This is a genomic window from Kitasatospora sp. NPDC051853, from assembly GCF_044452665.1.
Taxonomy (GTDB): domain Bacteria; phylum Actinomycetota; class Actinomycetes; order Streptomycetales; family Streptomycetaceae; genus Kitasatospora.
In genome coordinates, this window is sequence record NZ_JBITBY010000001.1 from 1 (window position 1) to 13002 (window position 13002).

At 71.7% G+C, this 13002-nt stretch carries 12 protein-coding genes and 1 rRNA gene; 12 read left to right on the forward strand and 1 reads right to left on the reverse strand.

Going from position 1 to position 13002, the window contains the following annotated elements; genetic code table 11:
- The 12 genes from rrf to ACIA8O_RS00060 all read left to right on the forward strand — a co-directional run.
- A 5S ribosomal RNA gene (gene rrf, locus ACIA8O_RS00005) occupies positions 1-75 on the forward strand; the annotation flags it as partial.
- A 96-nt stretch (positions 76-171) separates the two neighbouring features.
- Positions 172-783 carry a CDP-alcohol phosphatidyltransferase family protein gene (locus tag ACIA8O_RS00010; RefSeq protein ID WP_396291175.1) on the forward strand — a complete coding sequence of 204 codons (612 nt, stop codon included), beginning with the start codon at positions 172-174 and terminating at the stop codon, positions 781-783.
- A 159-nt stretch (positions 784-942) separates the two neighbouring features.
- Positions 943-3438 (forward strand): sugar phosphate nucleotidyltransferase, encoded by a 2496-nt coding sequence (locus tag ACIA8O_RS00015; RefSeq protein ID WP_396291176.1) that lies wholly within the window; start codon positions 943-945, stop codon positions 3436-3438.
- A 136-nt stretch (positions 3439-3574) separates the two neighbouring features.
- Positions 3575-4474 carry a DUF881 domain-containing protein gene (locus ACIA8O_RS00020; RefSeq protein ID WP_396291177.1) on the forward strand — a complete coding sequence of 300 codons (900 nt, stop codon included), beginning with the start codon at positions 3575-3577 and terminating at the stop codon, positions 4472-4474.
- Positions 4471-4803: a small basic family protein gene (locus ACIA8O_RS00025; RefSeq protein ID WP_380148365.1), complete on the forward strand. Its 333-nt coding sequence runs from the start codon at positions 4471-4473 to the stop codon at positions 4801-4803. The genes ACIA8O_RS00020 and ACIA8O_RS00025 overlap by 4 nt, the downstream gene beginning before the upstream one ends.
- A gap of 11 nt (positions 4804-4814) precedes the next feature.
- Positions 4815-5756 (forward strand): DUF881 domain-containing protein, encoded by a 942-nt coding sequence (locus tag ACIA8O_RS00030; RefSeq protein ID WP_396291178.1) that lies wholly within the window; start codon positions 4815-4817, stop codon positions 5754-5756.
- Between the two features lie 181 nt (positions 5757-5937).
- Positions 5938-6798 (forward strand): FHA domain-containing protein, encoded by an 861-nt coding sequence (locus tag ACIA8O_RS00035; protein ID WP_396291179.1) that lies wholly within the window; start codon positions 5938-5940, stop codon positions 6796-6798.
- A 134-nt stretch (positions 6799-6932) separates the two neighbouring features.
- Positions 6933-7625: a MerR family transcriptional regulator gene (locus ACIA8O_RS00040; protein ID WP_396292094.1), complete on the forward strand. Its 693-nt coding sequence runs from the start codon at positions 6933-6935 to the stop codon at positions 7623-7625.
- Between the two features lie 90 nt (positions 7626-7715).
- Complete coding sequence (locus tag ACIA8O_RS00045; protein ID WP_380148371.1) at positions 7716-8186, forward strand: bifunctional nuclease family protein; 471 nt, start codon at positions 7716-7718, stop codon at positions 8184-8186.
- A 244-nt stretch (positions 8187-8430) separates the two neighbouring features.
- The gene (locus tag ACIA8O_RS00050; RefSeq protein ID WP_396291180.1) at positions 8431-9108 is read left to right on the forward strand and encodes a MerR family transcriptional regulator; all 678 of its coding nucleotides are present in this window, start codon (positions 8431-8433) and stop codon (positions 9106-9108) included.
- A 70-nt stretch (positions 9109-9178) separates the two neighbouring features.
- On the forward strand, positions 9179-9877 hold the full coding sequence (locus ACIA8O_RS00055) for a vancomycin high temperature exclusion protein (protein WP_396291181.1): 699 nt from the start codon (positions 9179-9181) through the stop codon (positions 9875-9877).
- Between the two features lie 35 nt (positions 9878-9912).
- Complete coding sequence (locus ACIA8O_RS00060; protein ID WP_396291182.1) at positions 9913-11346, forward strand: DNA polymerase IV; 1434 nt, start codon at positions 9913-9915, stop codon at positions 11344-11346.
- 144 nt (positions 11347-11490) lie between these two features.
- Here the strand turns inward: ACIA8O_RS00060 and ACIA8O_RS00065 are convergent, their stop codons facing one another.
- Positions 11491-12930 (reverse strand): MFS transporter, encoded by a 1440-nt coding sequence (locus tag ACIA8O_RS00065; protein WP_396291183.1) that lies wholly within the window; start codon positions 12928-12930, stop codon positions 11491-11493.
- Between the last annotated feature and the right edge of the window lie 72 nt (positions 12931-13002).

Consider the following 13002-nt stretch of genomic DNA (forward strand, 5'->3'; position numbering starts at 1 on the left):
AACCCGGAAGCTAAGCCTCACAGCGCCGATGGTACTGCAGGGGGGACCCTGTGGGAGAGTAGGACGCCGCCGAACAATCATTCAAGAGAAGCCCCTCATCCTCAGGATGGGGGGCTTCTCTGTTGTATGGTCAGTCCGCACCGTTTTCGTACCGTACAGGGAGGCCCCCTCGTGGAGGTCCAGGAGACGCGCGTCCAGACCGACCGCGTCCTCACCATTCCCAACCTGCTGAGCATGGGCCGGCTGGTGGGCGTTCCGATCTTCCTGTGGCTGATTCTCTGGCCGGTGTTCGGAGGGCCGAAGAACGACGGCTGGGCGATCGCCGTCCTGATGCTGAGCGGGATCAGCGACTACCTGGACGGGAAGCTCGCGCGGCGGTGGGGGCAGATCAGCCGGCTCGGGCAGATCCTCGACCCGGCCGCGGACCGGCTGTACGTGCTGTCGACCCTGGTGGGGCTGACCTGGCGGGAGATCCTGCCCTGGTGGGTCACGGCGATCCTCCTGGCGCGGGAGGTGTTCCTGGGGGCGCTGTTGCCGGTGTTGAGCAAGCACGGGTACGGGCCGCTCCAGGTGAGCTTCCTGGGGAAGGCGGCGACGTTCAATCTGATGTACGCCTTTCCGCTTCTGCTCCTGGGCGACGGTGACAGCTGGCTGGCGGATCCGGCCGCGGTGGTGAGTTGGGCGTTCATCTGGTGGGGCACGGTCCTCTACTGGTGGGCCGGCGTGCTGTACGCCATTCAGGTGCGGCAGCTGGTGAAGGCGGATCGGGCCGTCGCGGCCTGATCGAGAAGAAGTGCGGTGCGCCGGAGGGGCGTGGGACGAGACGAGTCCCACGCCCCTCCGGTGCGTCGGGGGAGACTCAACGGGTAGAGATGCCTGCGGAACGGTTTGATGGAAGCCCGTGCAGGGGTTTTCCAGCGCCGCGAAGGAGGACGCACCCGAATGAAAGCCGTTGTGATGGCAGGGGGCGAGGGAACTCGCCTTCGCCCGATGACCTCGAGCATGCCCAAACCACTGCTGCCGGTGGCGAACCGCCCGATCATGGAGCACGTACTGAGGCTGCTCAAGCGGCACGGCCTCTCGGACACAGTCGTCACCGTGCAGTTCCTCGCCTCCCTGGTGAAGAACTACTTCGGGGACGGTGAAGAACTGGGTATGCACCTCACCTATGCCAATGAGGAGATCCCGCTCGGCACGGCGGGAAGCGTGAAGAACGCGGAGGACGCGCTACGGGACGATTCGTTCCTGGTGATCTCCGGTGACGCGCTGACCGACTTCAACCTCACGGACCTGATCGAGTTCCACCGGAGCAAGGGCGCTCTGGTGACGGTCTGTCTGACCCGGGTGCCGAACCCCCTGGAATTCGGGATCACCATCACCGACGAGGAGGGCCGGGTCGAGCGGTTCCTGGAGAAGCCGACCTGGGGGCAGGTCTTCTCGGACACCGTGAACACCGGGATCTACGTCATGGAGCCGGAGGTCTTCGACTACGTCGCGGCCGGCGAGGTGGTGGACTGGTCGAGCGACGTCTTCCCGCAGTTGCTCAAGGAGGGCAAGCCGGTCTACGGCTACGTCGCCGAGGGCTACTGGGAGGACGTGGGCACCCACGAGAGCTACGGCAAGGCGCAGGCGGACGTCCTGGAGGGGAAGGTCGAGGTCGAGCTGGACGGCTTCGAGATCTCTCCCGGGGTGTGGATCGCCGAGGGGGCCGAGGTGGACCCGGAGGCGGTGCTGCGCGGGCCGCTGTACATCGGGGACTACGCCAAGGTCGAGGCCGGGGTGGAGCTGCGGGAGCACACGGTGCTGGGCTCCAACGTGGTCGTGAAGCGCGGGGCCTTCCTGCACAAGGCGGTGATCCACGACAACGTGTACGTGGGGCCGCAGTCCAACCTGCGCGGCTGCGTGGTGGGCAAGAACACCGATGTGATGCGGGCGGCCCGGATCGAGGACGGGGCGGTGATCGGGGACGAGTGCCTGATCGGCGAGGAGTCGATCATCTCGGGCAACGTCCGGGTCTACCCGTTCAAGACGGTGGAGGCCGGTGCCTTCGTCAACACCTCGGTGATCTGGGAGTCCCGGGGGCAGGAGCACCTCTTCGGGGTGCGTGGTGTCTCCGGGATCCTGAACGTGGAGATCACCCCGGAGCTGGCGGTCCGGCTGGCCGGGGCGTACGCCACCACCTTGAAGAAGGGCGCCACCGTCACCATCGCGCGTGACCACTCGCGCGGTGCCCGGGCACTCAAACGGGCGATGATCTCTGCCCTCCAGACCAGCGCGATCGACGTGCGCGACCTGGAGAACGTGCCGATGCCGGTGGCCCGGCAGCACACCGCCCGCGGCGGTGCGGGCGGGATCTTCCTGCGGACCTCGCCCGGGGTGCCGGACTCGCTGGACATCCTGTTCTTCGACGAGCGCGGGGCCGACCTGTCGCAGGCCGGGCAGCGCAAGCTCGACCGGGTGTACGCGCGCCAGGAGTACCGACGGGCCTTCCCGGGGGAGATCGGGGACCTGCAGCACCCGGCGAGCGTCTTCGACTCGTACGCGGGGAACCTGCTGCGGGCGGTGGACACCCGTGGGGTGCGGGAGGCCGGGCTGAAGGTGGTGGTGGACGCCGCGCACGGCAGTGCCGGGCTGGTGTTGCCGTCGATCCTGGGGCGGCTCGGGGTGGAGGCGCTCACCGTCAGCGGCGGCCTGGACGAGGCGCGGCCGACGGAGGACGTGGAGGAGCGGCGGGCCGGGCTGGCCAGGCTGGGGGAGCTGGTCTCCTCCTCGCGGGCGGCGTTCGGGGTGCGGTTCGACCCGGTCGGCGAGCGGGTCTCCTTCGTGGACGAGCTGGGGCGGGTGATCGAGGACGACCGGGCGCTGCTGGTCCTGCTCGACCTGGTCGCGGCCGAGCGGCGCAGCGGGCAGGTGGCGCTGCCGGTGACCACCACCCGGATCGCCGAGCAGGTGGCGGCGTACCACGGCACCCAGGTGATCTGGACGACCACCTCGCCGGACGACCTGGCCAAGGCGGCCGCGGCGGATTCGACGATCTTCGGCGGGGACGGGCGCGGCGGTTTCGTGGTGCCGGAGTTCAGCGGGGTGCTGGACGGGGCCGCGGCCTTCGTGCGGCTGGTGGGCCTGGTGGCGCGGACCCAGTTGACACTGAGTCAGATCGACGCGCGGATCCCGCAGGCGCACATCCAGCGGCGGGACATCGCCACGCCGTGGGCGGCCAAGGGCATGGTGATGCGTTCGGTGGTGGAGGCGGCCGGCAACCGGCGGCTGGACACCACCGACGGCGTGCGGGTGGTGGAGGCGGACGGGCGCTGGACGCTGGTGCTGCCGGACCCGGCCGAGGCCGTCACCCACCTGTGGGCGGAGGGCCCGGACGACGCGGCGACGCAGCAGCTGCTCGACGAGTGGGCGGCCGTGGTGGACGGCGCGGGGAGGTAGGCGGGGCGGAAGGACCGGGGCGGGCGGTGCGAACCGCCCGCCCCGGGACGTTCCGGTCACGATCGGGTGACCGATCGGGCAGTTCACGGCGGGGGGTGTGCGTTCACCCGGTCGGCGACATGGGACGATGTCTCGCATGCCAGCATCGCCGAGGCCGAACGACCGGGACGGACGCTACGCGCGCCCTGACGCCTCGATGTCCCTGCTGACCAGCGTGATGGACCACGGGCTGGACGAGGGCTACGCCGAGGCCGCCAAGGCCCGCGAGGGCGCGGGCCCGAGCCGGATGCCGACCGCCGTGAAGGGCAAGCTGGTGCTGGCCCTCGGCCTGGCGCTGGCCACCACCGTGGTGACCGTCGGGGCGGTGAACACCCAGCAGGCGGCGCCGACCCTGGCCCGCGAGCGGAACGCCCTGGTGCAGCGGGTGCAGGACGCCACCGGCTCGGCCGACCACATGCAGCAGCAGATCCAGGAGCTGCGCGGCAAGGTGGAGAAGGCCCAGGGCCAGGCGCTGCAGAGCGACGGCGGCTCGGCCCTGGCCGAGCTGGCCGCCCGGGCGGGTACCGCCGAGGTGGTCGGCCCGGGGTTCAAGCTGGTGCTGGAGGACGCCTCGGGCACCGGTGCCGGGGGCAGCGTCTCCGACCCGCGCCAGGCCGACGGTTTCTCCAACACCGGCCGGCTGCGCGACCGCGACCTCCAACTGGTCGTCAACGGCGTCTGGCGGGCCGGGGCGGAGGCCGTCTCGATCAACGGCCAGCGGCTCACCGAGCTCTCCGCGATCCGGGCGGCCGGTGACGCGGTACTGGTCGACAACCGGCCGCTGGTGCCGCCGTACACCGTGCTGGCGATCGGCGACGGCGCCAAGTTCGGCCAGTCCTTCCAGGACGGCGAGGCCGGGCGGTACCTGAAGATCATTCAGGACAGTTACGGCATCAAGTCCACGCTCACCGTGCAGAAGAAGCTGACGGTGCCGGGCGCGCTCGGCATCACGCTGCGGTACGCGCAGCCCGACACCTCAGGAGCAGCTACCCCGTGATTGCCGTGCTGGGTCTCGTGATCGGCGTGATCGCCGGTCTGATCGTGCAGCCCGAGGTGCCCGACGCCGTGGTGCCGTACCTGCCGATCGCGGTGGTGGCGGCGCTGGACGCGGTGTTCGGCGGCGTCCGGGCGATGCTGGACGGGATCTTCGACGACAAGGTCTTCGTGGTCTCCTTCCTCTCCAACGTGGTGGTGGCCGCGCTGATCGTGTACCTGGGCGACCAGCTGGGGGTGGGCTCGCAGCTCTCCACCGGTGTGGTGGTCGTGCTCGGCATCCGGATCTTCTCCAACGCCGCGGCGATCCGCCGGCACGTGTTCCGGGCCTGAGAGGAGGAGCCGTGGCTGAGGAGGAGAAGAAGAGGCCGGAGCCCTCCCCGGAGGAGCCGGAGCAGCCCGACACGCCCGGGCCGGAGAGCGTCTCCGAACCGGAGCCCGTGGCGGTGCCGGAGGCGGAGCCCGTGGTCGCTTCCGAGCCGGAGTCGGAGCCGGAGCCGGTGGTGGTCGTACCGGGACCCGTGGTCGTTCCGGAGCCCGGGGCCGAGCCGGTGGCGGACGAGAACACGCCGCGCCGGCGGCTGCGTACGGCGCTCTGGCCGCCGCGTCTGTCGCGGGGTCAGCTCGTGGTGGCCACGCTGCTGTTGGTGCTGGGTTTCGCGCTGGCGGTGCAGGTGCGTTCGACCAACGACCACAGCCAGCTGCGCGGTGCGCGGCAGGAGGACCTGGTCCGCATCCTCGACGAACTGGACAGCCGTCAGCAGCGTCTCCAGCAGGAGAAGACGCAGCTGGAGCAGTCCCTGGCGCAGTTGGAGAACAGCTCCAACCAGGCCAAGGAGGCCCAGGAGCAGACCAGGAAGAAGGCGACGGAGCTCGGGGTGCTGGCGGGTACGGTCCGCGCGACCGGCCCGGGGATCGTGCTGACGATCGACGATCCCCAGCGGCAGGTGAAGGCCGATATGCTGCTGGACACCCTGCAGGAACTCCGAGCCGCAGGGGCGGAGGCGATTCAGATCAACGACGTGCGAGTGGTGGCCGGGAGCTACTTCACCGACAGCGGTGAGGACCGCGTGCAGGTGGACGGCAAGAACCTGTCCACTCCGTACCGGTTCACCGTGGTGGGGAACCCGCAGGATCTGACGCCCGCCCTGAACATCCCGGGCGGCGTGGTGCGCAGCCTGGAGAAGCAGAAGGCGCGCGCCACCATCACCCAGGAGCAGAAGGTCGTGGTCGACGCGCTGGCCGCTCCGACGGTCCCTCAGTACGCCAAGCCGGCGGCGAAGTGACGGCCCGACCGACCTACGGTCCGTCAGTTCCGCACCGCCCCCGGTGCGGGCGTGGGCATCCCGGTCGGGGAGACTGGGGCCGAGCGCCCGTCCGATTCCGGCCGTCACTGCGGCCGGCCGCCTGTCCGAACCGCACACCCTGCCCCGCGGGCGGGTCTGTCACACGCAAGGGGATTCGCCCGTGAGTCTGTTCTCGAAGCTGTTCGGCCGCAACAAGAACCGCGCTGCGGCGGTCGAGCAGCCGACCGCCCGCCACCGTGCGGAGGAGTCCTCGGTGCCGGGGATGCGTCCCTCGCCGGAGTCGGCGGAGTACGCCGAGCGTCCGCTGTTCCGGGACGGCGGGCAGAATCCGGCGGGTTACGGCGCGTCGGTTGATCAGGCCGGTGCTCCGCGCATAGGTTTCCAGTCTGGACCCTCAACCTCTGGTGGAGGGTTCGCCCAGAATGACCCCTACGCCGGTCAGACCCTGCCGGGTGTGGACCTCCAGGAGGCTGTGAACATGGCTGGTGGTCCGAGCCCGTGTCCCCGTTGCGGGAACCAGAACCCCGCCACGGCGCGCTTCTGCTCCAACTGCGGCAACCAGCTGCGTGGCGGCGCTCCGGAGCACTCGGCCGAGGTCACCTCGACGATCTCGATCCACGGCCTGGAGTCCTACGACCCCAACACCACGACCGGCACCGGCGCCACCCCGGCGCTGAACGCCGACGTGCTGGCCGCGATCGACTCGCTGCCGCCGCACTCGGCGCTGCTGATCGTGCAGCGCGGCCCGAACTCGGGCAGCCGCTTCCTGCTGGACAAGGACGTCACCACGGCGGGCCGTCACCCCGAGGGCGACATCTTCCTGGACGACGTCACGGTCTCCCGGCGGCACGTGGAGTTCCGGCGCCGTCCGGGCGGCTTCAGCGTCGCCGACGTGGGCAGCCTGAACGGCACCTACGTCAACCGGGAGCGGATCGACGAGGTCCAGCTGGGCAACGGCGACGAGGTGCAGATCGGCAAGTACCGCCTGGTCTTCTTCGCCAGCCAGCACCGGGGGTACTGAGACCGCAAGGCCGTAGTCCGGGGGGACTGGATCCGACGTCGGCAGGAGCCCGTGTGACCACCCCTTCCACCACCGAGTCCTCGCCCGTTCCGGGTTCGCGCCGAGCGGGCGAGGCCAGGCGGCGCGGCGACGAACTGCTCAGCATCGGTGCGGTGCTGGCGTTCCTGCGGGACGACTTCCCCGAGGTCACCATCTCGAAGATCCGCTTCCTGGAGGCGGAGGGGCTGGTGGAGCCGCAGCGGACGCCCTCGGGCTACCGCAAGTTCAGCTCCGCCGACCTGGAGCGGCTGGCGTACGTGCTGCGGATGCAGCGCGACCACTACCTGCCGCTGCGGGTGATCCGCGAGCACCTGGACGCGATCGAGCGCGGGGAGGCGCCACCGGCCCTCCCCGGGCCGGACAGCCGGCCGGGCCCGCTGGAGGAGGCCGACCGCGAGCTGGTGGCGGTGCCGGCCGGCGGGGGCGTCCGGCTCGGCCGGGCCGAGCTGCTGGCGGCCGCCGAGGCGGGCGAGGGGGAGCTGGCGGAGTGGGAGTCCTACGGGCTGATCGCCCCGGGGCCGAACGGCGGCTACGACGGCGAGGCGCTCCAGGTCGCCCGGCTGGTGGGCGAGTTGGGCCGGTTCGGGCTGGAGCCGCGGCACCTGCGGGCGATGAAGGCGGCGGCCGACCGCGAGGTGGCGCTGGTGGAGCAGGTGGTCGCGCCGCTGCGCCGGCACCGCAATCCGCAGACCCGGGCGCACGCCGAGGCGACCGCGCGGGAGCTGGCCACCCTCTCGGTGCGTCTGCACGCGGCGATGGTGCAGGCGGGGCTGCGGGCCCGGCCGTAGGCGCGCCCGCAGTGAACGTTGTCCGTTCGTCCGGGCACCGTTGACCGGCTGCGCTTTCATATCCGGGACCGGGGCCATAGGGTTGCCAGTGTGAATGAGCTCGACGTCGTGGGTGTCCGGGTGGAGATGCCTTCCAACCAGCCGATCGTGCTGCTTCGGGAGGTCGGGGGAGATCGGTACCTGCCGATCTGGATCGGGCCTGGCGAGGCCACCGCGATCGCGTTCGCCCAGCAGGGGATGACGCCGGTCCGGCCGCTGACCCACGACCTGTTCAAGGACGTGCTGGAGGCGCTCGGACAGGACCTCACGGAGGTCCGGATCAGCGATCTGCGGGACGGCGTCTTCTACGCCGACCTGGTGTTCTCCGGCGGGGTCGAGGTGAGTGCCCGGCCGTCCGACGCGATAGCGCTGGCGCTGCGCACCGGGACGCCGATCTTCGGCGCCGAGGAGGTGCTCGCCGAGGCGGGCATCGCGATCCCGGACGAGCAGGAGGACGAGGTCGAGAAGTTCCGCGAGTTCCTGGACCAGGTCTCGCCGGAGGACTTCGGTGGCCAGCAGTGACCACCGCCTGACCGGGGGTCAGTAACCCCCGGTCGGACCGTCGCGCAAATCGGCTTTTGCCAAAGTGCATCCGCATACCCACACTAGGGGCACGAAAAACCACTCGGCCGGGTGACATGGTCCCGGTGCCCCGGCGTGGCGATCGTTGACGGGTCCTGGGCGACTGCCTACCGTCAGTTGTGGCCCCGGTGGCACGTGCCGCCGGAAATGACGGCCCATCACGACGGAGCGGACGGAGGTAGGCATGAGCGGCTCTGGCGACGGGGCGGACGGCACCGGCCAGTGCTCCGTGCACGTCCCGCGCTCCGCGCGCACGGTGCTGGAGCGGTCCCCGGAGGGCTTGGAGGCCGGGGCGGAGCTGCCGCGGTTCGCGCGCTTCCCCGCGGTGCAGCCGGGCCAGCCGGCCATCGAGCGGCTGGCGCCGACCTCGGCGCTGATCGGCTACCGCGGCCCGACGGCCTGCGCGGCGGCCGGCATCACGTACCGCCAGCTGGACTACTGGGCCCGCACGGGCCTGCTGGAGCCGAGCGTGCGGACGGCCTACCCGGCCAACTCGCAGCGGCTCTACAGCTTCCGGGACATCCTGCTGCTGAAGATCGTCAAGCGGCTGCTGGACACCGGTGTCTCGCTGCAGAACATCCGGATCGCGGTCGGCCACCTGCAGAGCGTGGACGAGGCCGACCTGGCCGGGCTGACCCTGATGTCCGACGGCGCCACGGTGTACGAGTGCACCTCGCCGCAGCAGGTGGTCGACCTGCTGAAGGGCGGTCAGGGCATGTTCGGCATCGCGGTCGGCGCGGTCCGGCAGGAGCTGGAGGGCACGCTCGGGCGGCTGCACGCCGAGCGGACCGACACCGGCGAGACGGTGATCGGCTACGACCCGGGCGACGAGCTGGCGCAGCGGCGCAACCGGGCGGGCTGACCCGGCGTCACTCCCCGCGGACGACAAGGGGAGAACGCGAGTGCGAGCGGTACGACGGGCAGGACGGACGGTGCGCCGAGGGGCGCTGCACGGCCGGGCGGCAGTGGCCCGGCTGCTGCGGAGCCGGGCCACCCAACGGCGGTGGTTCCAGGCCCTGGTGGTGGCGAGCACGGTCGCCCTGGTGCCGATGAGCTGGCTCTGGCTGGCGGCGGGGGACCGGGTCGGCACGGTGGCCGGGGCCCCGGCGGCGCCGGTGGGCGTGGTCTTCGGGGCCGGGCTCTTCGAGGGGAAGCCCTCCCCGTACCTGGCGCACCGGCTGGACGCGGCGGTGGAGCTGTACCGGCAGGAGAAGATCCAGGCGGTGCTGGTCACCGGGGACAACAGCCGCACCGAGTACGACGAGGCCACCGCGATGAAGGCCTACCTGGTCGAGCACGGCGTGCCGGCCGGGAAGGTGGTCGAGGACTACGCGGGCTTCGACACCTGGGACTCCTGCACCCGGGCCAAGCACATCTTCCTGGTGGACCGCGCGGTGCTGGTCAGTCAGACCTTCCACGCCCGGCGGGTGCTGGCGCTCTGTCAGGCCGCCGGCATCGACTCCTACGCCGTCGGCGTGGACGAGGACCCGAACGCCACCTGGTACTACGGCGGCCTGCGGGAGATCCCCGGCGCGGCCAAGGCGGCCTTCGACGCCGTCTTCGAGCCGGACCCGACCTTCTGGGGCGACAAGGAGCACGGCATCGGGGCCGCCCTGGCCGCTCCCCGCTGACCGGTTCTGTCGGTGGTGTGCGGGATGATCGGCGGGTGCGGTCGGTGCCGAGCATTCTCCACCTCGACATGGACGCCTTCTTCGCCGCGGTGGAGCAGGCGGCCAAGCCGAGCCTGCGCGGGAAGCCGGTCATCGTCGGCGGCCTCGGGGTCCGGGGCGTGGTCTCCACCGCCTCGTACGAGGCCCGGAAGTTCGGCGTGCACTCGGCGATGCCGATGGCCCAGGCCCGCCGGCTCTGCCCCAACGCGGCCTTCCTGAGCGGGCGCTACGACGCCTACCGGCAGGTCAGCGAGGTGGTGATGGGCCTGCTGCGGGAGCTCTCCCCGCTGGTCGAGCCGCTCAGCGTGGACGAGGCCTTCGTGGACCTGGAGGCCGGGCCGTACGGGCCCGCGCTGGCCGGGGCCGGCCCGGCGGCCGGGGCGGAGATGGCCGTGGCCATCGCCACCGACCTGCGGGCCGACATCGCGGAGCGCACGGGCCTGACCGGCTCGGTCGGGGTGGCCGGCTCCAAGCTGATGGCCAAGATCGCCTCGGAGCAGGCCAAGCCGGACGGGCTGGTGCTGATCGGCGTCGGCCGGGAGCGGGCGGTGCTCTCCACCATGTCGGTGCGGGCGCTGCCCGGGATCGGCCCCGCCACCGAGCAGGTGCTGCGCCGGGCCGGGCTGACCACGGTGGCGGACCTGGCGGAGGCCGGGGAGGGTGAGCTGGTGCAGCTGCTCGGCCGGGCGCACGGGGCCGGGGTGCACCAGATGGCGCTGGGCCTGGACGAGCGGCCGGTGGTGCCGGACCGGGACGCCAAGTCCGTCTCGGTCGAGGACACCTTCGAGGTGGACCTGGCCGACCGCGGCCGGGTGCTGCGCGAGATCGACGAACTGACGGTCCGTTGCGTCCGCCGCCTGCACGCCGCCGGGCGCTCGGGGCGGACGGTGGTGCTCAAGGTGCGGCGCTTCGACTTCTCCACCATCACCCGCTCCGAGACGCTGCGCTCCCCGACGGACGACCCGGTGGTGATCGCCGAGACGGCCCGGCGGCTGGCCCAGCAGGTCGACATCACCGGCGGGGTGCGGCTGCTCGGGGTCGGGGTGGCGCAGCTGGCCGACTTCACCCAGGAGGACCTGTTCGCGCAGGCCGAGCGGGAGGAGCAGGAGGCCGAGGCCGCCGACGCACCGGAGCAGGAGCCGGCCGCGGAGCCGGTGGTGCCGGCGGCGGTGGCCCGGCAGTGGCGGCCCGGGCAGGACGTGACGCACGCCCGGCTGGGGCCCGGCTGGGTGCAGGGCAGTGGGGTCGGGCGGGTGACGGTGCGCTTCGAGACGCCGCAGGGCGAGGTGGGCCGGGTGCGGACCTTCGCGGTGGGTGACCCGGAGCTGGAGCCCTCGGGGCCGCTGCCGCTGCGGCCGGGGATGGTGCGGCCGGAGCCGGAGCCGGAGCCGGAGCCGGAGCCGGAGCCGGAGGACGGGAGCGGGGAATGACGACGGCCCCCGCACCGTGTCCAGTGGTGCGGGGGCCATTCATCCTGCGGCCGCTCGTCCGGGCGCGATGCCCTCGCGTACCGGCGGCGGCCGGAGCCCACCGGGCGTGACCCGTCCCTGAGCACGCCCGGTGGTGACGCCTCGTCAGGCGTCGGTCTTCACCAGCTCGGGCGAGGCGGTCGCCTCGACCGGAGCGGGGGTCTCCTTGATCCGGCGGATCGCGAACGGGACGACGGCGGCCACCAGGCAGACGGCGGCGGCGACCCAGAACGCGTGCTTGTACGCGTCCAGGGTGGGCAGCTGGACCGGGATCGGCAGCTTCATGGTGTCGCCGGTCAGGATCGCGGCCATCACGGCGGTGCCGACGGCGCCGCCGACGGTGCGCAGCACCGCGTTCATGCCGTTGGCGATGCCGGACTGCTCGGCCGGGACGGCGCCGTTGATGTAGGCGGGCATCGCCGCGTAGGCGAGGCCGACGCCGAGGCCGAAGACGGCGGAGGCGAAGTAGATGTCGCCCTCGGCGGAGTGACGCAGCGCCAGGTAGACCATGGCGGCGGAGCCGAGCACGCCACCGAGCACCAGCGGCAGGCGGGGGCCGCGGCGGGCGATCAGCAGCGCGCCGACCGGGGCGGCGACCATCGAGCCGACCGCGGAGGGCAGCAGCATGACGCCGGCGTGCAGCACGCTGGCGGTGAAGCCGTAGTGGGCCAGCTTCTCCGGGGTCTGGGCGAAGTTGCTGATCACCATGAACGAGCCGTACATGCCGAAGCCGATCAGCAGGCCGGAGATGTTGGTGAAGGCGACGGCCGGACGGGCCATCATCTTCATGTCCACCAGCGGGTGCTTGACCTTGACCTCGATGATCCCCCAGGCCAGGGCGACCACGGCGGCGACGGCGAACAGGCCCAGGGTGCGGTTGGAGGTCCAGCCCCAGGTGTTGCCCTGGGAGACCGCGATCAGCAGGGCGGAGAGCCAGCCGGCCAGGGTGAGCGCGCCGAGCGGGTCGGCGCCGCCGTTCTTGTCGACCACCGGGTCGGTCGGGACGCGCAGGGCGACCAGGGCGACGGCGAGCAGGCCGAAGCCGAGGCCCATCCAGAAGATGGACTTGTAGTCCCAGTGCTCCAGCAGCAGGCCGGTGGCGACCAGGCCGAGGCCCGAGCCGACGCCCATCGAGGCGGAGATGGCCGCGACGCCGCCGGTGACCTTCTCCTTGGGGAGCTCGTCACGGACGATGCTGATCGCCAGCGGCAGCACGCCGCCGCCGGCGCCCTGGAGCACGCGGGCGACCACGAGCCAGGTGAACGAGTGGGTGCCGACCGCCAGCGCGGAGCCGGCCACCAGGCCGCCGAGGGAGACCAGCAGCATCGGCTTGCGGCCGCGGAGGTCGCCGAAGCGGCCGAGCAGCGGGGTCAGGACGGCGGCGGACAGCAGGTTGGCCGTCATGAGCCAGGTGATGCTGGAACCGGAGACGTCCAGTTCGCGCGCCAGCGAGGGCAGGATCGGGACGACGGCGGTCTGCACCACGCTGAATGCCAGCATCGCCAGCACCAGGGCGGGGAGCACGCGCGTGCTGCTCGGCCTCACGGAAGCTTCCTTCAGTTGAAAGTCAAGGGACTGAAGTAACCATGACGGGAGATACTTCACTGTGTCAAATAT

Bases quoted from the DNA above. Each gene is read 5' to 3' on its own strand.
- ACIA8O_RS00015 (WP_396291176.1), top strand. From the start codon at position 943: ATGAAAGCCGTTGTGATGGCAGGGGGCGAGGGAACTCGCCTTCGCCCG.
- ACIA8O_RS00020 (WP_396291177.1), top strand. From the start codon at position 3,575: ATGCCAGCATCGCCGAGGCCGAACGACCGGGACGGACGCTACGCGCGC.
- ACIA8O_RS00050 (WP_396291180.1), top strand. From the start codon at position 8,431: ATGAGCGGCTCTGGCGACGGGGCGGACGGCACCGGCCAGTGCTCCGTG.